The organism is Streptomyces cinnamoneus, from assembly GCF_002939475.1.
Lineage (GTDB): Bacteria > Actinomycetota > Actinomycetes > Streptomycetales > Streptomycetaceae > Streptomyces > Streptomyces cinnamoneus_A.
Genome location: NZ_PKFQ01000001.1, coordinates 2,657,884 through 2,678,613, shown reverse-complemented (window position 1 = coordinate 2,678,613; position 20,730 = coordinate 2,657,884). Strand labels below are relative to the sequence as shown.

At 73.8% G+C, this 20,730-nt stretch carries 16 protein-coding genes, 1 other RNA gene and 1 pseudogene; 12 read left to right on the top strand and 6 right to left on the bottom strand.

Annotated elements, in window-relative coordinates:
* Positions 1–146: 146 nt before the first annotated feature.
* The gene (locus CYQ11_RS11500; protein WP_099200295.1) at positions 147–3,512 is read right to left on the bottom strand and encodes an FtsK/SpoIIIE domain-containing protein; all 3,366 of its coding nucleotides are present in this window, start codon (positions 3,510–3,512) and stop codon (positions 147–149) included.
* 504 nt (positions 3,513–4,016) lie between these two features.
* On the opposite strand from CYQ11_RS11500, the gene CYQ11_RS11495 reads away from it, so the two are divergent.
* The 4 genes from CYQ11_RS11495 to CYQ11_RS29495 all read left to right on the top strand — a co-directional run bounded on the left by CYQ11_RS11495 (position 4,017) and on the right by CYQ11_RS29495 (position 9,797).
* Positions 4,017–5,723: a serine/threonine-protein kinase gene (locus tag CYQ11_RS11495; protein WP_099200296.1), complete on the top strand. Its 1,707-nt coding sequence runs from the start codon at positions 4,017–4,019 to the stop codon at positions 5,721–5,723.
* Positions 5,724–5,880: 157 nt separating this feature from the next.
* A complete protein-coding gene (locus CYQ11_RS11490; protein WP_099200297.1) occupies positions 5,881–7,227 on the top strand; it encodes a serine/threonine-protein kinase in 1,347 nt (448 codons plus the stop codon).
* A gap of 232 nt (positions 7,228–7,459) precedes the next feature.
* Positions 7,460–8,575, top strand: coding sequence for a peptide chain release factor 2 (gene prfB, locus CYQ11_RS11485; RefSeq protein WP_099200298.1), 1,116 nt, complete (start codon positions 7,460–7,462; stop codon positions 8,573–8,575).
* Positions 8,576–8,825: 250 nt separating this feature from the next.
* Entirely contained in the window at positions 8,826–9,797 is a 972-nt protein-coding gene (locus tag CYQ11_RS29495) for a hypothetical protein (RefSeq protein WP_099200299.1), read from the top strand.
* Between the two features lie 119 nt (positions 9,798–9,916).
* Here the strand turns inward: CYQ11_RS29495 and CYQ11_RS11475 are convergent, their stop codons facing one another.
* Positions 9,917–10,111 carry a hypothetical protein gene (locus CYQ11_RS11475; protein ID WP_099200300.1) on the bottom strand — a complete coding sequence of 65 codons (195 nt, stop codon included), beginning with the start codon at positions 10,109–10,111 and terminating at the stop codon, positions 9,917–9,919.
* Between the two features lie 274 nt (positions 10,112–10,385).
* On the opposite strand from CYQ11_RS11475, the gene ftsE reads away from it, so the two are divergent.
* The 5 genes from ftsE to ssrA all read left to right on the top strand — a co-directional run bounded on the left by ftsE (position 10,386) and on the right by ssrA (position 14,374).
* Positions 10,386–11,075: a cell division ATP-binding protein FtsE gene (ftsE, locus tag CYQ11_RS11470; protein WP_099200301.1), complete on the top strand. Its 690-nt coding sequence runs from the start codon at positions 10,386–10,388 to the stop codon at positions 11,073–11,075.
* A gap of 30 nt (positions 11,076–11,105) precedes the next feature.
* Positions 11,106–12,026 (top strand): permease-like cell division protein FtsX, encoded by a 921-nt coding sequence (ftsX, locus tag CYQ11_RS11465; protein WP_099200302.1) that lies wholly within the window; start codon positions 11,106–11,108, stop codon positions 12,024–12,026.
* A gap of 123 nt (positions 12,027–12,149) precedes the next feature.
* Positions 12,150–13,382, top strand: a complete 1,233-nt coding sequence (locus CYQ11_RS11460) for a S41 family peptidase (protein WP_099200303.1) — start codon at positions 12,150–12,152, stop codon at positions 13,380–13,382.
* Between the two features lie 18 nt (positions 13,383–13,400).
* Entirely contained in the window at positions 13,401–13,904 is a 504-nt protein-coding gene (gene smpB, locus CYQ11_RS11455; RefSeq protein WP_099200304.1) for an SsrA-binding protein SmpB, read from the top strand.
* 100 nt (positions 13,905–14,004) lie between these two features.
* Positions 14,005–14,374, top strand: a transfer-messenger RNA (tmRNA) gene (ssrA, locus tag CYQ11_RS11450).
* 87 nt (positions 14,375–14,461) lie between these two features.
* Here ssrA and CYQ11_RS11445 read toward each other — a convergent pair.
* On the bottom strand, positions 14,462–14,920 hold the full coding sequence (locus CYQ11_RS11445; protein WP_240003490.1) for a GNAT family N-acetyltransferase: 459 nt from the start codon (positions 14,918–14,920) through the stop codon (positions 14,462–14,464).
* Positions 14,921–15,048: 128 nt separating this feature from the next.
* Between CYQ11_RS11445 and CYQ11_RS11440 the strand changes: the two genes are divergently transcribed.
* Both CYQ11_RS11440 and CYQ11_RS11435 read left to right on the top strand, forming a co-directional pair.
* A complete protein-coding gene (locus CYQ11_RS11440; RefSeq protein ID WP_146104675.1) occupies positions 15,049–16,224 on the top strand; it encodes a hypothetical protein in 1,176 nt (391 codons plus the stop codon).
* Positions 16,225–16,323: 99 nt separating this feature from the next.
* Positions 16,324–17,301 (top strand): LysR family transcriptional regulator, encoded by a 978-nt coding sequence (locus CYQ11_RS11435; protein ID WP_099200306.1) that lies wholly within the window; start codon positions 16,324–16,326, stop codon positions 17,299–17,301.
* A 96-nt stretch (positions 17,302–17,397) separates the two neighbouring features.
* Here CYQ11_RS11435 and eno read toward each other — a convergent pair.
* A pseudogene (gene eno / locus CYQ11_RS11430) lies at positions 17,398–18,686 on the bottom strand (phosphopyruvate hydratase).
* Between the two features lie 170 nt (positions 18,687–18,856).
* On the opposite strand from eno, the gene CYQ11_RS11425 reads away from it, so the two are divergent.
* A complete protein-coding gene (locus CYQ11_RS11425) occupies positions 18,857–19,300 on the top strand; it encodes a MarR family winged helix-turn-helix transcriptional regulator (RefSeq protein ID WP_099200307.1) in 444 nt (147 codons plus the stop codon).
* Positions 19,301–19,483: 183 nt separating this feature from the next.
* Here the strand turns inward: CYQ11_RS11425 and CYQ11_RS11420 are convergent, their stop codons facing one another.
* Both CYQ11_RS11420 and CYQ11_RS11415 read right to left on the bottom strand, forming a co-directional pair.
* Positions 19,484–19,984, bottom strand: a complete 501-nt coding sequence (locus CYQ11_RS11420; RefSeq protein WP_146104674.1) for a hypothetical protein — start codon at positions 19,982–19,984, stop codon at positions 19,484–19,486.
* Positions 19,985–20,147: 163 nt separating this feature from the next.
* Entirely contained in the window at positions 20,148–20,654 is a 507-nt protein-coding gene (locus CYQ11_RS11415) for a DUF3995 domain-containing protein (protein ID WP_243469269.1), read from the bottom strand.
* Positions 20,655–20,730: the final 76 nt, after the last annotated feature.

Here is a 20,730-nt window from a genome sequence, read left to right as displayed (position 1 = left end):
ACGGCCGTACTCCCGTGCGACAGTCCTACGCCCGGCGAGGGATCGCCGCAATACCGTCTCCGCTGTCAACTGGCCCATCGTGACCGGGCTGTGACGCTACGACGCCGGTGACCGGCGGCGATGACCGCCGGGGCCGGACCGGCGCTCTACAGCAGCGGCGGCGCGGGCCGCGCGCCCGCGGACTGCGCGGCGCGCTGGAGCGCGCTGGCCAGCAGCGCCAGGTCGGTGGGGCCGTTGCCCAGTTCGCGCACCGGGCGGCGGGTGGGCGGATCGCCCATGCGCTGCCAGTCCAGGGCCACCACGGTCGGGCGGAGCGTCGCGGTGCGGGGGATGCGCCCCGTCACCCGGCCGGCCTGGAACGGGGTGACCGCGCCGTCGTCCGGGCGCTGCAACCGCCCCCGTCCGGGGGCGGGTTCGCCGGCGCCGCCGTCCGCCCCGGAGGGCGCCGTGTCGGGCGCGGGGGGCGCGATCTCCAGCGTCGCGCGCAGTCCGGCCCGCTCGACCGCCGCCGTGTCGGCCGTGCGGTCCGGCCGTCCGGACGCGGCGATCAGGTGGACGCCGAGCCGTTCGCCGTCGCGGGCCACCGACTCCAGGGCCCGTACGACCGAACCGGCGGCCGGGCGGCCCGTGCTGCCCAGCGCGGGGGCGACGAGCGCGTCGAAGTCGTCGACGAGGACGACGAGCCGGGGCAGCGCCGTCTCGGCCGTGCGCGTCGGGCCGCCGCGCTGCGTCCGCAGCTTGAGCGTGCCGCTCGGGGCGGGCTCGAGGTCGCCGGAGGGCGGCTCGGCGGGCCGCCGCTGGCTCACGACGCCCGGCGCGGGCGCGGGACCCGGCGGCGGGGCGGCGGCGCTCTGCCGGTCGTGCCAGGCGGCGAAGTCGAGGGTGCCCAGCAGCTCGGCGCGCCGCTTGAGCTCGGAGCTGAGCGCCTGGGCGAACTCCCGCATCCGCACCGGGTCGGCGGCGGCGAGGTACGTCGACACGTGCGGCAGGTCCGTGCAGACCCGCAGGCCCTCGCCGCGCTCGGCGGCGGCACCGTCGACCAGGACGAGCGAGAGCCGGTCGGGCCGGTCGGCGGCGGCCAGGGACGCGGCGAGGGAACGCAGCAGTTCGGTCTTGCCGGTGCCGGCGCCGCCCTCCACGAGGAGGTGCGGCCCGTCCGCGGCGAGGTCCACCGAGAGCGGCCCGTGCGGGCCGGCGCCCAGCACCGCGACGGCTCGTCCGCCGGGCCGCGCGCCCCGGTCCATGGCCGCGGCCCAGCGGGCGGTCAGCGAGGCGGGCGTGGCGCGGGCCAGCCCCAGCTCGTCGAGCAGCCGTGCTGTGCGGGGCAGGGCCGCCGCGATCCGCGAGCCCTGGCCCGCCTCACCCGTGAGGTCCGCCCGGAGGGGCGCCAGGGCCCGGGCGAACCGCTCGGCCCAGGCGCCGGACACGGCGTCGAGGGCGGCGATGACGGTGTCGCCGGCGACGAGGGGGCGCGGCGGCCGGTTCTCGGCGGGGGAGGGCGTCGTGGGAGCGGGCGCCGGGGTGCGGTGGATCACCTGGACGACCGTGGCCACGTCGCCGCTGAGCAGCGCGACCGTGCCGCAGTGCGGGAAGCCGGGGGAGGCCGCCTCGGCCGTCGCCAGCGTGGCCGGCACGGGCGAGGAGGCGGTCGTGGCCGGCGCGTCGGCCAGGCACAGCAGGTGGATGCCGGCCGCCGGGCCGCCCACGGCCAGCCGTGCGACGGTCTCGCGCAGCGCCGCCGATCCGGGGTCGCCGTCGACGATCAGGACGGTGTACGGGCCGCGGTGGTGCCCGGCGGCCGCGGCGATCGCCTCCGGCGAGGCCGTGGCCCAGGCCGGGCCCAGCGGGCCGTCGTCCAGGCGGCGCGCGAGTTCGGCGGTGCGGGCCTCGGCCTGCTCGCGGTCGTAGGCGACCAGCAGCCGGCAGTCCTGCCCGTGGACCGGCCGCAGCTGGGGCAGCCAGCCCAGCCAGGACCACTCCGCCAGCCGCTCCTCCACGGTCCGCGCGCGGTCCGCGCTGATCAGCACCAGTTCGAGCGTGGTGGGCGGGTGCAGCGCGGCGAGCTGGGCGAGCACGGACCGGGCGAGCCCGGACAGCCGCTCGCGGGGCCCGGCGAGGCCCAGCGCCCCGGCCCGGCGCAGTCCGGCCGTCACGGGCACGGCGGGCAGCGGCTCGCCGCCGTCGGGCCCGTAGCGGTCGGCGGTGCCCAGCCGCACGGTCAGCAGGTCCGGGTGGTCCGGCCCCCGCTCCCACAGCCGGGGGCCCGGCCCCAGGGCGGTGAGCAGGACGGCCGCGGGGTCCGGCCAGCGCTCGCGCAGGGCGGCGGCGGTGTCCGTCTCGCGCGCGGTGGCGTCGCCCCCGGCCGCGCCGAGGACCTCGCCGCCCTCCGTCCGGCCGCCCGCCGCGCGCTGCGAGCCGCCGAGCCCGCCGGTCAGCCGCCGGGCCCAGGCCCCTATGCCGCGGCCGCGGCGCCGGGCGTCGGCCGGCGCCGGTCCGGGGGCGGGTGCCGCGGTGCCGTTCCCGGGCTCGCGGGGCTGGACGATGCCCACGTCGGCGGCGCCGGCCTCCGCGTCGTCGGCGGCGCCGAACCCCGCGGAGCCGGTGACGTGGTGGGTGGGCCCGGCGGCCGCGGCGACGGTGCCGGGGCGGCCCGCGTCCACGGCCCAGCTGGGGACCCGGGGGCCCGGGGCGTCACCGCGCCGGCCGGGCGCGTCCGTCGCCCCGGTCCGCTGTCCCGGTACGGCCGGGACGCCCGGCTGCGGCACCGTCGCGGTGCCCGAGCCGTGCACCGTCGGCGCGCCCGGCGCCGCCGGCCCGCGCTCGCGCTGCCTCGGCGGCGTTCCCACGCGCAGGTGCCCCTCCCCGTCCGGCACTGCGGGCAGGACGGCCGGGGCGGGGGCGTCCGCGCCGTGCAGGCTCAGGGTCGACTCGCCGGCCCGGACCAGCGCGCCCGAGGGCAGCGGCGCGGGCGCCCGGCCGACCGGCTCGCCGTCGAGGAGGGTGCCGTTCGTGGAGCCGAGGTCGTGGAGGGTGACGCGGCCGTCGTCCGTGAGGGTGACCGCGCAGTGCAGGCGCGAGACGTCCGGGTCGTCCAGCGGCACGTCCGCCGCGCTGGAGCGGCCCACGCGCACCTCGCCGCCGTGCAGCAGGTGCACCCCGCCCGCGTCGGGCCCGGAGACGACGTGCAGCCGCGCGGCGGCCTCCGGCACGCCGGACAGCGGAACGCCCGCGTGCCGCTCGGGACCGGCGGGGGTGCCCAGCGACAGCACGGCGCCGTCGATCAGGGGCGGCTCGCCCAGGGCGCAGCGCTGGGGGTCGAGCCGCTCGGTGCCGGCGTGGACGACGACGGCGCCGCCGCCGAGGTCGGAGCCGGCCGCCGCGACGGCCGCGGCCAGACCGCTCGCGACGGCCGCCAGAGCGGTCCCCGCGGGGGCGGTCACGAGCACGTCGCAGGCGCACGCGGTGGCGTCGTGGCCGCTGAGCGGCCCGAGGACGGTCAGCCGGATCTGCATCGCGTCAACGGTCCCTTTTCTGCCCCCGGTGCGCGGTGCGCGGGCCAGGCGGCCCGCCCCACCCCGCACGGGCGCGTCGGCACGTACAGGTCACCACGTAGCACGGGGCCTCCCGCTCCCGCCCCGCCGCATCCGTGCTGCGAGCATCCTCGCACCTGCCACCGACGACTCGCCCGGCGAGAGCCGATTCGTGATCTTGAACGATCGTCCCAGGATGCGAAAGCTCCGGTTCGGCGTCCTCCGCTGGCTGGATTCTTTCGCGCGCTGCCCACGACGGACCTGCTTCTTGCCGTTATTTACGGGATGTCGCCCCGTCGGCAACCATCCGTCCACGGCGCGCGTCTTCCCCTTGAGCCCCACCGGATACGCCGCTCTTCGCCAGGCCGACGACCCTCATCGCGGCACTACAGTGGGGCGGAAGCCGAAGAGAAGTCCACGCCGAGGAGAAGCCGGGGAGCCGGGGGACCGGGGCGGACCACGGATCACGACCAGGGAGCGCATGACGTGCGGCCGGTAGGCAGCAAGTACTTGCTCGAGGAGCCGCTCGGACGCGGCGCCACGGGCACCGTCTGGCGTGCCCGCCAGCGGGAGGCGGCGGGCGCCGAGGCCGCCGTGGCCGGACAGCCGGGCGAGACCGTCGCGATCAAGGTCCTCAAGGAGGAGCTGGCCAACGACGCGGACGTCGTGATGCGCTTCCTCCGCGAGCGCTCCGTGCTCCTGCGGCTCACGCACCCCAACATCGTCCGCACCCGCGACCTCGTCGTCGAGGGCGACCTGCTCGCGCTCGTGATGGACCTGATCGAGGGCCCCGACCTGCACCGCTACCTGCGCGAGAACGGTCCGTTCACGCCGGTGGCCGCCGCGCTGCTCACGGCGCAGATCGCCGACGCCCTCGCCGTCAGCCACGCCGACGGGATCGTCCACCGCGACCTCAAGCCCGCCAACGTCCTGCTCCGGCAGGACGGCGACACGATGCACCCGATGCTGACCGACTTCGGCATCGCCCGCCTCGCGGACTCGCCCGGCCTCACCCGCACCCACGAGTTCGTCGGCACGCCGGCCTACGTCGCCCCCGAGTCCGCCGAGGGCCAGCCGCAGACTTCCGCCGTGGACATCTACGGTGCCGGCATCCTGCTGTACGAGCTGGTCACCGGCCGTCCGCCGTTCGCGGGCGCGACCGCCCTGGAGGTGCTCCACCAGCACCTCAGCGCCGAGCCGCGCCGCCCCACCACCGTCCCCGAGCCGCTGTGGACGGTCATAGAGCGCTGCCTGCGCAAGCGCCCGGAGGAGCGGCCCGGTGCCGAGAGCCTGGCCCGCGCCCTGCGCGTCGTGGCCGCGGGCGTCGGCGTGCACGCCTCCCCGGCCCAGGCCGAGGCCGCGCTCGGCGTGGCCGCCCTGCTCGCGCCCGACCCGGAGCCCACGTACGTGCCCGGCACGGGCCTGGGCCTCAACGGCGCGGGCGACGCCGACCCCACGCAGGTGCTGCCCTCGGGCGCCGGGGCCCCGGGCGGATACGACCCGGGCGCCGCGACCACGGTCATGCCGAACACGCCGCCCGCCGGCGGCGACCCCACGCGCGTCATGCCGCCGGTGCCGCCGGGCGCGCCGCAGGGCGACACCCCGCACCCCTGGCAGACCCAGCTGCGGGCGGCCCGCGACCGCAACGAACAGACCCAGTACCTCGACCCGGGCGAGGACCCGCTGCGGCGCCGGCCCACGCGCCGGCCGGCCCAGCAGCCCCCGCAGGCCCAGCAGCCCTACGGCCAGCAGCAGCCCTACGGCCACCAGCAGCAGCACGGCCAGCAGCAGTACGCCGGGCCGCCGGCCCCGCAGCACCAGCAGCCGTACGGCCAGCAGCCCTACGCCCCGCAGCGGCAGCCCCAGCGGGCACCGCGCTACCAGGCGCCCCAGCCCCCGCAGCCGCCCCAGCCGCAGCCGTACACCCCGCCGCCCGCGCCCACGCCCGAGCCGCCGCGCCGGGAGCCGCGCGAGCCGCGCCGGCGCAGCGCCAACCCGATGCGGATCCCCGGTCTGGGCTGCCTCAAGGGCTGCCTGTTCATGATCGTCCTCTTGGCGATCGGTTCCTGGCTGGTCTGGGAGTTCACTCCGCTGAAGGACTGGGTCGCCGACGGGAAGAGTCTGTGGGACACCGGCTGGGACTGGTTCCACCAGGCCAAGGACTGGATCTCGGAGCTCGGTTCAAACAACTGAGTGCCGGGACCGGGGTAGTCGATTTGTCGACACCCGAAGGGTGTTTTCTGCCGCAGAAGTGACAGTTGGCCCGGGTTCGGTGTCCCCAACCTCCCCTCGGCCGCGTAGCTTGGTCGCCAGCGAGCCTGTCGGATGACGGAGGAGTCGGGGAACAGTCTTGGCACGGAAGATCGGCAGCCGGTACACCGCCCACCAGGTTCTGGGGCGCGGCAGCGCCGGCACGGTGTGGCTCGGCGAGGGCCCCGAAGGCCCGGTCGCCATCAAGCTCCTGCGGGAGGACCTCGCCTCCGACCAGGAGCTGGTCGGCAGGTTCGTGCAGGAGCGCGCGGCCCTCCTCGGTCTCGACCACCCCCATGTGGTCGGCGTCCGCGACCTCGTCGTCGACGGCGCCGACCTGGCGCTGGTCATGGACCTCATCCGCGGCACCGACCTGCGGACCCGGCTCGACCGCGAGCGGCGCCTGGCGCCGGAGGCGGCGGTGGCCATCGTCGCCGACGTCGCCGACGGGCTCGCGGCCGCCCACGCGGCCGGGGTCATCCACCGCGACGTCAAGCCCGAGAACGTCCTGCTCGACATGCAGGGCCCGCTCGGCCCCGGCGGCGCGCACCCCGCGCTGCTCACCGACTTCGGCATCGCCCGCCTCGTCGACGCCCCGCGCCCCGCCGCGCCCGCCCGCGACCGGGAGCGCGCCCCGGGCCAGCGCAGGGTCATCGGCACCCCCGACTATCTGGCCCCCGAGATCATCGAGGGCCTCCCGCCCCGGGCCTCCGTCGACGTCTACGCCCTGGCGACCGTCCTCTACGAGCTGCTCGCGGGCTTCACGCCGTTCGGCGGCGGCCACCCCGGCGCGGTGCTGCGCCGGCACGTCACCGAGACGGTGGCGCCGCTGCCCGGCATCCCCGACGAGCTGTGGCAGCTGGTCGTGCAGTGCCTCGCCAAGGCCCCGGCCTCCCGGCTGCGCGCCCCCGAACTGGCGGCGCGCCTGCGCGAGCTGCTGCCGGGCCTGGCCGGGATCCCCCCGCTCGACATCGACGAGCCGGAGGACGAGCCCGCCGCGGCGACCGCGGGCGCGGGGGAGCGCGAGGGGGCGTACGAGCCCGTGGGCGCCTCCGAGCCGCGTCGGCGGGGCGTGGTGCCGCTGGTCCCGGGAGGGGTCTCCGACTCCAGCCGCGACACCCACACCAGCATGCGCGTGCCGGGCCCGGAGGAGCTGGCCGGCGGCGCCCACGGCACCGCCCGCGCCCCGCGGGCCCCAGGTCAGCGCCGCACCGGCTCGGCCCGCCACCGCTCGTCCGCGGAGGCGACGCGCCGGCGCCGGATCCGGATCGGCACGGGGCTGGCGGTGGGCCTGATCGCGGCCGCGGGCGCCGTGGGCTGGTTCGCCACGTCCAAGCAGCACGACCCGGGCGACGCCAAGCCGGGCGTCCACCGCACGACGCCCCCCGCCGGCCGCACCCACGCCCCGAACCTGTCCCCGGACTCCTCGGTGGCCCCCCTCCCATAGGGAGTGCGACCCGCTCCGGGCTGGCATGGACCCGATGTGCCGGGCATCACATCCGCCCCGCCCGGCCCGCGTCCGGCGCCTCGCGGCCGCGCCCGCCCCGGCGCCAGGCGAGCCCGGACCGGCCGGGACGGACGGCCGGGCACAGGCCCGGGGGCGCTCCGCGGGCCCGGGCTCCGGGTCCGTACCGCCTCCTTCGGACCGTGCAACCCGGCGCAGCCGTTAGGCTGGGTGCGTGGCAGTCGTTGATGTATCCGAAGAGCTGAAGTCCCTCTCCTCGACCATGGCGTCGATCGAGGCCGTTCTGGACCTCGACAAGATGAGGGCTGACATCGCCGTGCTCGAGGAGCAGGCGGCCGCCCCGTCCCTCTGGGACGACCCCGAGGCGGCGCAGAAGATCACCAGCCAGCTGTCGCACCTCCAGGCGGAGCTCCGCAAGACGGAGGCGCTGCGCGGCCGCATCGACGACCTCGGCGTGCTCTACGAGCTGGCCGAGGCCGAGGACGACGCCGACACCCTCGCCGAGGCCGAGGCCGAGCTGGCCTCCGTCCGCAAGGCGCTGGACGAGATGGAGGTCCGCACCCTCCTCTCCGGCGAGTACGACGCCCGTGAGGCGCTCGTCAACATCCGCGCCGAGGCCGGCGGCGTCGACGCCTCCGACTTCGCCGAGCGCCTCCAGCGCATGTACCTGCGCTGGGCCGAGCGCCACGGCTACAAGACCGAGATCTACGAGACCTCGTACGCCGAAGAGGCCGGCATCAAGTCGACCACCTTCGTCGTCAACGCCCCGTACGCCTACGGCACGCTCTCCGTCGAGCAGGGCACGCACCGCCTGGTGCGCATCTCGCCCTTCGACAACCAGGGCCGCCGTCAGACGTCCTTCGCGGGCGTCGAGGTCCTGCCCGTCGTCGAGCAGTCCGACCACGTCGAGATCGACGAGTCCGAGCTGCGCGTCGACGTGTACCGCGCCTCCGGCCCCGGCGGCCAGGGCGTCAACACGACCGACTCCGCGGTCCGCATCACCCACATTCCCACCGGCATCGTCGTCTCCTGCCAGAACGAGCGCTCGCAGATCCAGAACAAGGCGAGCGCCATGAACGTCCTCCAGGCCAAGCTCCTCGAGCGCCGCCGCCAGGAGGAGCAGGCGAAGATGGACGCGCTCAAGGGCGACGGCGGCAACTCCTGGGGCAACCAGATGCGTTCGTACGTTCTGCACCCCTACCAGATGGTCAAGGACCTCCGCACCGAGCACGAGGTGGGCAACCCGCAGTCCGTGCTCGACGGCGAGATCGACGGCTTCCTGGAGGCGGGCATCCGCTGGCGCAAGCAGCAGGAGCAGCAGGACAAGTAAAGTCCGCACTCGTAGTCGATTACCAACCCCTGCATACCCGGACATCCCGCCCGTAACTCCCTTGACGCTGCCCGGAAAACTGGGAAGGCTGACGGGCGGCATGCGTATCACTGGGGCGCGTGTGGCGGGGGGCGAGCGGCCCGGCCTGTACGAGACGTACGGCCGGTTCGGTCACGCCGTCCCCAGGAGCGCCACGACCCCGTGCATAGCTGCTCCAATGACGAGCTCGGCTACTGGGGGTAGCAGGTAGATGACGAAGAAGACGCGACTGCGCGTTGCGCGGATAGCCGCCGGCGCGGTGATCGCCGCGGGTGCCTCTCTGACGGCCGCCGGCGCGGCCTCGGCCGCCGGCGTCGACGTCGAGGTCCCGGGTGTCGGTATCAAGGCGGGCGTGAACGTCGACGGCCCGACCACCGGCCCGACCACCGGCCCGACCGAGATCCCGCAGCCCACGAACCCCGGCACGACCGGCGGTACCACCACCGGTGGTACGACGACGGGCGGCAGCACGACGGGCGGCACCACCACGGGCGGCACGACGACCGGTGGTACGACGACGGGCGGTACCACCACCGGCGGTACGACCACGGGCGGCACCACCACGGGTGGGGCGACGACCGGCGGGACGACCACCGGCGGCGCCACCACCGGTGGCGAGACCACGACGGGCGGTACCACCACCGGTGGTACGACGACGGGCGGGACGACCACCGGTGGCACGACGACCGGTGGCACGACGACCGGCGGTACGACCACGGGCGGCACGACGACCGGCGGCACCACCACGGGCGGCTCCGGCTCGACCGGCGGCGACCACGGCACCACGGGCGGCTCCGGCACCACGGGCGGCGGTGACCACGGCTCGACCGGCGGCTCGGGCGCCACGGGCGGCGGTGACCACGGCACCTCCGGCGGCTCCGGCTCGACCGGCGGCGACCAGAGCGGCTCGGCCGCCACCGGTGGCAACGGCGGCGACAGCGGCGACGACGTCCGCACCTGCCCCGTCGACACCGACGGCAACTGCAACACCGGCACCGACAACGCCGGCTCGCAGCCCGTCCAGCAGGCCAAGCCCAAGGAGGAGCTGGCGCACACCGGCGAGCTGGCCGAGACCGGTGCCGGTCAGACCACGTTCCTGCTGGTCGGCGCCGCGACGATGATCGCCGGTGGTATCGGTTTCCGCATGCTGCCCCGCCTGATCAACCGCAACACGGCCGCCTGACCGCGGACCCGCCTCTGATCACGCGCTGACCAGCGCGTCCGCAGATGCGGAAAGGCCCGGACGCCCCTCAGCGGGCGTCCGGGCCTTCCTTACTGCCTGCGGGGCCGGGCGGTCCGTGACTACCCGGCGAAGCCGCGCGCCAGCAGCGCCACGGCCAGGAGCACCACCAGCAGCGCTATCAGCGCCGCCGGCGTCAGCGCGCCGAAGGCACCTTCCTGGTGCTGCAACCGCTCGCGGCTCGCCCGGCACACCGGGCACCTGCCCTCGCTGACGGGGGCCGCGCAGTTGGCGCACACCAGTCGGTCGCATGTCATGCGATCTCCTCCTCCGGTACGTCCAACGCGCGAGAGAGCCGTGCGGTTCCCTTACCACTGTGCCAGCTTTCCCGCCGTTCGGCGCGGGCGGTCCCCTGAACAGCGAAAGCGGACCGATTGTCATGGTTTTGTCCCTGAAGAAGAGGGTAATGCGTGCCCCGGCAGCCGAGGCCGACTGCGCGTGCACGGGTGGTTCGGTAGGGTCACGCACACCGACGGGCGCCGTGAACGCGGCGTTCCGTGCCGCTATCCAGGCCGACCGCGTGGTGCATTCGTGATCCGATTCGACAACGTCTCCAAGTCCTACCCCAAGCAGAACCGTCCGGCACTCCGGGACGTCTCGCTCGAGATCGAGAAGGGCGAGTTCGTCTTCCTGGTCGGTTCCTCGGGCTCGGGGAAATCCACCTTCCTGCGGCTGCTGCTGCGTGAGGAGCGGGCCACCCACGGCCAGGTCCACGTGCTCGGCAAGGACCTGGCCCGGCTCTCCAACTGGAAAGTGCCCCAGATGCGTCGCCAGTTGGGCACGGTCTTCCAGGACTTCCGGCTGCTCCCCAACAAGACCGTCAGCCAGAACGTCGCCTTCGCCCTGGAGGTCATCGGCAAGCCGCGCGGCGAGATCCGCAAGGCGGTCCCGCAGGTCCTGGAGCTGGTGGGGCTCGGCGGCAAGGAGGAGCGGATGCCCGGCGAGCTGTCCGGCGGTGAGCAGCAGCGCGTCGCCATCGCCCGCGCGTTCGTCAACCGCCCGATGCTGCTGATCGCCGACGAGCCGACCGGCAACCTGGACCCGCAGACCTCCGTCGGCATCATGAAGCTGCTGGACCGGATCAACCGGACGGGCACCACCGTCATCATGGCGACGCACGACCAGCAGATCGTCGACCAGATGCGCAAGCGCGTCATCGAACTCGAGCAGGGCCGTCTCGTGCGCGACCAGTCGCGCGGCGTTTACGGCTACCAGCACTGACCCGGCACTGAAAGGAACTGAGAAGACGCCATGCGCGCCCAGTTCGTCCTGTCGGAGATCGGTGTCGGTCTCCGCCGCAACCTCACGATGACCTTCGCGGTGATCGTGTCCGTAGCCCTGTCGCTCGCCCTGTTCGGCGGCTCCCTGCTCATGCGCGAGCAGGTCAGCTCCATGAAGGGCTACTGGTACGACAAGGTCAACGTCTCGATCTACCTCTGCAACAAGAACGACGCCGACACCGCCAGGACCGAGGCGGCCTGCGCCAAGGGGCCGGCCACCGAGGACCAGAAGAAACAGATCCGGGCCGATCTGGAGAAGATGCCGATCGTGCAGTCGGTCCAGTTCGAGAGCACGGACGAGGCCTGGAAGCACTACAGGGAGCAGTTCCCGAAGTCCCCGATCGCGGCGTTCCTCACCCCCGACCAGATGCAGGAGTCCTTCCGCGTCAAGCTGAAGGACCCCTCCAAGTACAAGGTCATCTCCAGCGCCTTCTCGCAGCGCGCGGGCATCCAGGAGGTGGAGGACCAGCGCAAGACCCTGGAGCCGCTGCTCAACCTCCTCAACGGCATGAACATCGCGGCCCTCGGCGTGATGGCGCTGATGCTGATCGTGGCGCTGCTGCTGATCGTCAACACGGTCCGGGTCTCCGCCTTCAGCCGCCGCCGTGAGACCGGCATCATGCGGCTCGTCGGCGCCTCCAGCTTCTACATCCAGACCCCCTTCATCATGGAGGCCGCGTTCGCCGGCCTGCTCGGCGCCGGCTTCGCGTGCGTGCTGCTCGTCGGCGGCCAGTACTTCCTGGTGAACAACTGGCTGGTCCACCAGATCGACGTCATCCAGTTCATCGGCTGGGACGCGGTGTTCGCCAAGATGCCGCTGGTCATCGCCATCGGCCTGCTGATGCCCGCGCTGGCGGCGTTCATCGCGCTGCGCAAGTACCTGAAGGTCTGAACCCGAGGGGCCGGAGAAGCGGCTCGGACGCCCGGACGGGCGGCGGGGACACGGTCGCGAGGCCGAGGGCGTCGTACGGTCAACTCACCGTACGGCGCCCTTCGGTGTCCTAGACTCTCGCGCATGCTCGGCCCGACGATGTCCGTTCCGCCGCGCCGCGCCCGCCGCGGGGCGGCTCTGACGCTGGTCTTCGTGGGGGTCCTGACGGCCGGCGCCCTCACCGGCTCCTGGGGGGCCGACGCGGACGGGCGGCACGGCGGCGGCCCCCCGACGGCCGTCCCGCCGCCCGCGCACCACGCCACCGCCGCCCGCGCCGTCGACCGCGCGGCCGTGGCCGCCGCCGCCGAGGCCGCCGCCCGGGACGGCAAGTCCGGCTCCGAGGCCGCCGCGGAAGTGGTCGGCCGCAGCGGCGACGCCTGGAGCGCCGTCTACAGCGCCCGTGAGTACGAGGGCTTCGCGCTCGCCCTCGACGGCGCCTACGTCGGCGTCGGCCTCACCACGCGGCGCGTCGGCGAGGGCGGGATGGAGGTCGGCGCCGTCCAGCCCGGCGGCCCCGCCGAACGTGCCGGGATCGCACCCGGCGACCGCATCCTCACCGTCGACGGCGTGGACGTCACCGGCCACCCCGTCACCGAGGTCGTCTCCCGGCTGCGCGGCGAGCTGCGCCCGTACGCCGCCTGGGCCCCCGCCCACCCCGGTACGCCCGTCCGCATCGCCCTCCAGCGGGGCCGTCAGCGGTGGGAGCGGACGCTGCGCCGGGAGCGGGTGGTCACGCAGAGCGTCGCCGTGGACCGGACGAGCGGCGGCGACCGGCAGCCGCCCACCACCCGGATCAAGGTCGGGTCCTTCACCAGGGGCACGGGCGAGCGCGTGCGCGACGCCGTCCGCGCGGCCGCGCCGGGGGAGGGGGTGGTGCTGGACCTGCGGGGCAATCCCGGCGGTCTGCTTACCGAGGCCGTCAGCGCCGCGTCCGCCTTCCTCGACGGGGGCCTCGTCGCCACCTACGACGTCCACGGCAGGCCCCACGCCCTCTACGCCGACCCCGGCGGTGACACCCGCAGGCCGCTGGTCGTCCTGGTCGACGGCGGCACCATGAGCGCCGCCGAGCTGCTGACGGGCGCCCTGCAGGACCGCGGCCGCGCGGTCGTCCTCGGCTCCCGCACCTTCGGCAAGGGCTCGATCCAGATGCCCAGCCGCCTGCCGGACGGCTCCGTCGCCGAGCTGACCGTGGGCCACTACCGCACCCCCGGCGGCCGTGCCGTCGACGGCGCCGGCATCACCCCCGACCTCGCCGTCCACGCCGGGGCGGAGCAGCGGGCCCGCGCGGTAATGGGTGGCCTCGGGGGTGGGTCCTAGTGCGAGAATGGCGGCGCTATGGCTAAGAAAGAGAAGACGGGTCGCAAGCTGGTCGCGCAGAACAAGAAGGCGCGCCACGATTACCACATTCTGGACACCTACGAGTGCGGCATGGTGCTGACCGGCACCGAGGTGAAGTCGCTGCGCCAGGGTCGTTCCTCGCTGGTGGACGGCTTCGTCCAGATCGACGGCGGCGAGGCCTGGCTGCACAACGCCCACATCCCCGAGTACGCCCAGGGCACCTGGACGAACCACACCGCGCGCCGCAAGCGCAAGCTGCTGATGCACCGGGCGGAGATCGACAAGCTCGACTCGAAGTCGCAGGAGACGGGGCACACCATCGTGCCGCTCGCCATCTACTTCAAGGACGGCCGGGCCAAGGTCGAGATCGCCCTGGCCAAGGGCAAGAAGGAGTACGACAAGCGGCAGACGCTGCGCGAGAAGCAGGACACGCGCGAGTCGAACCGGGCGATCGCGGCCGCCCGCCGGCGCCAGCGGGCCCAGCAGACCCAGCGGGGCTAGCCCCTCCGGGGAATTCGCTGGCACCCTCGCGCGTTGGTCACGTACGATGGGCGCATCGCACACCGGCTGGTAACCGGTGCGCAGCTTGAAAACACAACATGGGGATGATCGGTTTCGACAGCGGATGTCGAAGCAGGGGAAGCGTGTCGAGGAAGCGGCAATGATCTCGTAAACCATATGTCGCAACCAATAATCGCCAACACCAAGCGCGATTCCTTCGCCCTCGCTGCCTAAGTAGCGACTTGCGAAGTGTCAGCCCGGGGCTGTTCCCGACCCGGATCCTGGCATCAGCTAGGGAACTAAACCACTAGGCCCGGCCACGGGGCCTGGTGGGAAATCAAACAGTGGCTGAGCCCGTCGGAGACTTGTTCGCGTGATCTCCGGGGCTGAGAAAATCGCAGCGAACTGCACACGGAGAAGCCCTGGTTCTGCACCGTTGGACGCGGGTTCGATTCCCGCCATCTCCACTCATCCCATGTGAGGCCTCCGGCCCGTGAGCGTCAGCTCACGGGCCGGAGGCTTTTTCGGCCGTGGGCGGCCGTGGGCGGCCTTGGGGCTCAGAAGAGGCGTGCCATGCCGACCGACACCGGCGCCGTCTCGGCGAAGCCGAACTTCGCGTAGAGGTGGCGGGCGTCACCGTCCGCTATCAGGGAGACGTAGGCGCCGGCGGGCGCCCGCCGCTCGAGCTCGGCCGTCAGCTCCTCCATGATCTGCCTGCCCAGCCCCCGGCCCTGGTGCTCGGGCAGGACGCATATGTCGACGATCTGGAGGTGGCAGCCGCCGTCGCCGACGACGCGGCCCATCCCGACCGTGGCGCCGGCGTGCTCCACCGTCACCCCGTACCAGGTGTTCGGGAGCCCGGCCGCCGCCCCCTCGACCGATTTCTCGCCGAGGCCCGTGGCCGCGCGCAGGGCGCGGTAGGTCTCGATTGCCGGTACGCCCGACCGGAGTTCGTAGCTACCGTTTGTTGTGTTCGCTGTGCTTGTCGTGTTTCCCGTGTCTGCCTTGTCGCTCACGTGGGGGAGCGTAGCCGCCGTTCGTGGCCGGTCGTCCTCCCGGCCGCCGTGCGAAAGACGCTGGTTTGCGGACAACGCAACCCTTGGGCCGGGTCGGCCCTCTTCCTAAGCGACAAGGGGGTGGCCCGGTGAACATTGCGTGGACACGGACCGCGTGCGCGGCGGTGACGGCGGGAGCACTGTGGCTGGGCGGTGGCGGCCCCGCCGCGGCGGCCGACGGGGGCCGGGGCGACGTGCACGTGCTGCTCAACAGCGCTTACGACAACCGCCCCGGCGAGCTGATCGACATAGAGGTCCGGGGCGTGCGCTCCACCGGCGACGTCACCGTCTCCTCGCCCGTCTTCGGCCACCGGGTGCGCCTCGCCCCCGACCGCCACGGCGAGGGCGGCCACCACGCGCGGCCCGTCATCGACGAGGGGGTGCGGCCCGGCACGTACCCGTTGGCCGTCCACGCCGGCGGCCGGGTCGTCGCCGAGGACCACGTGGAGGTCAAGGCGTCGCACAAGCCCGAGTTCCAGGTCGGCGCCGTCGAGGACGTGCTCCGGCCCGGCGAGCGGCTCACGCTGTGGTTCGACGACCTCTACCCCGGCGAGAAGGGCGACTCCTTCACCGCGACCTCGCCCGCCTTCCGGGCACCCGTGCGCCTGGCCCACGACCCGAAGGGCGGCTACTGGAACAACCCCCGGATGTTCACCGCGGCCCTCGCGCTCCCGCAGGACCTCAAGGACGGTACGTACAAGGTCGCCCTGGCCGGCCCGGACGGCCGCCGCATCGACGAGAAGCCGCTGCGCGTGCGCGCCGCCCGCCCCGGTGACAGCGACTACACCGGCCGCGTCCGCGGCCCCGCCTTCTTCGCCCCCTCCGGCAGCCCGGACACGGCCCGCGCCCACAGCCACAAGGCCGGCCCCGGCGACACCGTCAACGTCCTGTGGCGCGACGCCTCACCCGATCCGGGCGAGGAGGACCGCCTCACCGCCACGTCCCCCGCCTTCGAACGCCCCGTCCCGCTGAAGCGCGACGACAGCAAGGCCGGCGACGGCGACGACCCGCGCTACTACGGCCCGGCCCGCCTCCGGGACGGCCTGGGGGCCGGCCGCTACCCCGTGACCGTGATCAGCCACCACGGCCGCGTCAAACGGACCGGCCACCTCCTGGTGAAGGCCGAGGAAGCCGCCGCGGTGGGCCTGGACGAGCCCGACCGCACCCTGCTGATCGCGGGCGCGAGCATGGGCGCGGCGGCACTGGCCGTGATGGGCGGCGTCCTGCTGCTGAGGCGGCGCGACCGGCTGCGCGTCACGGCCTGACGGGGGCGTGGTGAGGCCCGAGCGGCTGAGACCGGGCCCGTCTGCGGCGCATCTCCTGTGCGGTAGCGATCCGTGACGTCATGTTGTTGACTGCCCTGCGTGCCGAACGACATAGAGCCCCGCCTCCTGCGCGCGTTCGTGGCAGTGGCCGACGAACTGCACTTCACCCGCGCCGCCGCGCGTCTGTACGTGGCGCAGCAGGCGCTCAGCCGTGACATCCGCCGGCTGGAGCGAGGACTCGGGGCCGAGCTGTTCGTCCGTACGACCCGCAGCGTGTCCCTGACCGGGGAGGGCGCCCGGCTGCTGCCCTACGTACGGCACGTGCTGGCCGCCCACGACGAGCTGGCCGCGGCCTGCGCCGGTGCGGAGCGGCCGCTGCTCGTCGACGTCGGCGCCCGCGTCAGCACGGGCGCCTCCGTGGTGGCCGAGGTCCGGCGCGTCGCGCCCGACCTGGAGCTCGTGTGCCGCTATCACAGCGGCCTCACCGGCGCCGCCGCCGATCTCCTGAGCGGCCGGCTCGACGTCTCCTTCGGGCGCGTGGCCGGGCTCGCGCCCGAGCTGCGGGCCCAGCTCGCGTGGATGCCGGTGCGACTGGAGCCGATGGCGGTGCTCCTGCGTGACGACCACCCGCTGGCGAGCCGGACCGCCGTCCCGCTGAACGCCCTGCGGGGCGAGACGCTGTACGCCGCCGCCGGGAACGCCGCGACCGCCGAGTGGACCGACCTGGCCGAGCTGCTCTTCGAGGGGCGCGGGATCACCGTCGCCGAACCCTTCCCCGAGATCGAGGGCAAGGACGAGTTCGTGCGGGTGGTGAGGAAGCGGGGCTGGTCGGTCCTGGCGAGCGTCGAGTTCATCGACGTACCGGGCATGGTGCTGAGGCCCCTGACCGACCCGGTGCCGCTGTCTCCGGTGGCGATGGTCTGGCGCCGCGGACTGCGCCACGCCGGGCTCGACGCGCTGCGCGGCGCGGCACGGAAGCTGGCGGCGGCGGGAGGCTGGCTTGAGCCGCCGGAAGGCGGGGCCTGGCTGCCGCCGGGGGACACGGCGGCGATGGGCCTGGCCGCGCTGAGCGGCTGACGCCTGTCCGGCCGCGGCCCCGTCTGCCGGACAGGCCCTGGGGGCGCGGGGAACCGCGCGAGCAACCCGAGACGAAGTCGCGCCCGCCACCGCGCCTCACGCGCCGGCGTATCCGTACACCGCCGATTCCCCCAACTCCTCCTCGATCCCGATGAGTTGGTTGTACTTGGCCGTGCGGTCCGACCGGGACAACGACCCGGTCTTGATCTGCCCGCACCCCGTGGCGACGGCCAGGTCCGCGATGGTCGTGTCCTCCGTCTCACCGGAACGGTGGGACATGACCGCCGCCCATCCGGCCCGCCGCGCGGTGCCCACCGTCCCGAGCGCCTCGGTCAGCGTCCCGATCTGGTTGACCTTGATCAGGACCGCGTTCCCCACCCCCGTGCGAATGCCTTCCCGCACCAGCGCCTCGTTGGTGCAGAACACGTCGTCCCCGGTCAGCTGGCACCTGTCCCCGACCCGCGCCGTCAGCTCGCGCCACCCGTCGAGGTCGTCCTCGGCCATCGGGTCCTCCACCGAGACGATCGGGTAGGCGTCGATCAGCTTGGCGAGGTAGTCGACCTGCTCGGCGGACGTACGCCGGACGCCCTCTCCCTCGTACGCGTACACGCCATCCCGGTAGAACTCCGACGACGCCGGGTCCATGACGAGGCCGATGTCCGCGCCGGGCCGGTACCCCGACCGCTCGATCGCGGCCATGACGAAGTCGAGCGCCTCCTCGGCCGTGCGCAGCGCGGGCGCGAAGCCGCCCTCGTCGCCGACGCCCGTGGAGTGACCCGCGGCCAGCAGGTCGCGGCGGAGCGTGTGGAAGACCTCGGTCCCCATCCGGACGGCCTCCGCGAAGGACCCCGCACCGACCGGCGCGATCATGAACTCCTGGAAGTCCAGCGGGTTGTCGGCGTGGGCGCCGCCGTTGACGATGTTCATCATCGGCACCGGAAGCACACGGGCGTCGGCCCCGCCGACGTAGCGGTACAGCGGCTGCCGGTGCGAGACGGCGGCGGCCTTCGCGGTGGCGAGGGAGACCCCGAGCAGGGCGTTGGCGCCGAGCCGCGCCTTGGTGGGCGTGCCGTCGAGCGCGACGAGCGCGGCGTCGAGGCCGGCCTGGTCGTCGGCGTCGCGCCCGGTGACGGCGTCCGCGATCTCGCCCTTCACGTGGGCCACGGCCCGGTCGACACCCCTGCCGTGCCAACGCCGAGGGTCGCCGTCGTGCAGCTCCACCGCTTCGCGGGCGCCGGTGGAGGCGCCGGAGGGGACGGCGGCGCGGCCCAGGGATCCGTCGGCGGGACGACGTCGACCTCGACGGTGGGGTTGCCGCGACTGTCGAGGACGGCGCGGGCGGTGACGCCGCGGACAGCGGTCGACTCGACTGAGTGTGCGGGCATGGGAGGTCCTTCCCGTAGTCGCCTGCCGGGCCCGGCTGCGACGACGCTCGCGCTCTGCTCGGCGCGACAAAACTATACAGCATTGCTGTTCAGTTCTGCTGTTCAGTTCTGCTGTTCAGTTGTGCTGTGCAGTTCTGCTGCACAACGGCGTTTCCGGGGTAAAGTGCCCTATGCCCACACCGGAAGCCGCCACCGTCGCCGCCGAACTGCGCATCGCGATGGGCAAGCTCACCCGGCGGGTGAAGCAGGAGGACCGGATCCCGCACGGGCAGGTCGCCGTGCTCGGCGTTCTGGACCGCGACGGCGCCATGACCACCAGCGACCTCGCAGCCGATCAGCGTGTACGCCCGCAGTCGATGGCCCGCGCGGTCGGCCTCCTCCTTGAACAGGGCCTGGTCACCCGCAGGGCCCACCCCACGGACGGCCGCAAGTCCCTGGTCGAGCTGTCGGACGCCGGCCGGGTTGCGCTGGAAGCGGAGCGCGGCCGCAGGGCCGGATGGCTGGCCCTGGCCATCGAGGCCGAACTCACGGAGAGCGAGCGCGAGGTGCTCGCGCGCAGCGCGGCCCTGATGGAGCGGCTGGCCGCGGGTCAGGGCCTGTCCGGGCAATCGTGAGCGCAGCCGGATGAGCCTGGCCACGCTTGGCGCCTAGTCGTGCGGGTCAGCCCGGGACGGGGTGGCGGTGGGTAAGTGCACCCACTCCTCCTGCGGGCGGGCGGCAAATGCAGCCGGTCCGCACCTGGCGGCAGTCCGCTGCCGCTTCGGCGTCTCGCGGGCGAGCGCCTTGTCGTGATGTGGTCAGGCTGTGGCCCGGGATACGGCCTGTTCGAGAACCTGGTACATGACGTGGGGGTGCCGGTTCTCGGCTGGCGCCCACAAGGCACGTGCTCTTTCGCCGTCCAACTGAATGAAAGCGGCCAACAGCAGCGCGTGCGGCCGACGTTGGAAGAGCAGCTCGCCGTGAAGTCCACGGGTGGGGCCGGCGGAGAGGAGCACGAGGTCCGGGGTTCTGCGCCGCACCGGCCAGCCGAGCACGCAACCCTCGGACGGGGCCGGGCGGAGCTGCAGGCCGAGTGCGGTCCAGCCCTGGGTGAGGGCCTGCCGCGTGTCAGACGGTGCGTCTTCCAGGACCGTTCGCGCCCATTGCTCGGCGGTGCGGTTCTGAGCCGGGTCGAGGTCGGCGAGCACGGCGTTCTCGTAGTCGATCCGTACAAGCGTGCTGAGTGCGTGAGCGGCAGGCGGCACCGCGACGTGGCGTACGCGGCCCGGAGTCCGCGGATGTGACGTGGAAGCAACCATGGCTACTCCTCGTATGGGGTGTTGGGTTGTCGGCGAGCGATTCGCGACGCGTCGCCCGAGGCGATCAGCGCCGCCAGTCGGGGGGCACCTGCTCTCCGACGCTGTGATCACACCAGCCGCCGCGAGATCATCTGGCCTGTGACCAGCAGTTGCGTGACGGCTCTCAACCGATCCCGGTAGCCGCCGAGGTCACGGACAGGATCAGGGCACCGAGCGCGCCCACAGCGCCGTAGAGCCGTAGCTCGCGCCGATCACCGCGTGGGCGGACATACAGCGCGGTGGCCCCGGCGAAGGCCAGACCACCGACGATGAACCACGGCCCCCACAGGTAGAGGTACCAACTAGTCAGCGCAGCCAGGTCCGGCTCAACAGAGACGGCCCCGGCCTCGGCCAGCACACCGTGGACGACGAAGAGGCCACCATGCCAAGTGAGCAGGATCGCCGCACCACCCCCGCAGAACACCATGAATCGGCTGATTCGCGCGCCCCGCGCTCGCGTCAAGCCGATGCCGAGCAGTGCTCCGACGAGCTTCAGGAAGCCGGTTACCACCAGGACGGCCACGAACCACGGCACTCCGTCGCGAGCGAGCTGCACCAACGACGGCGACACCGTCGTCCGGGCGCCGAAGGTACTGCCCGTCGCCCACACGAAACTGGGTACCGCGAACAAGAAACCCCATCCCGCGGCGGCGTACCCAGGCCATGCGCTCAGGTGGAGGCGGACTGCCCGGCGTGGGACGCGACGC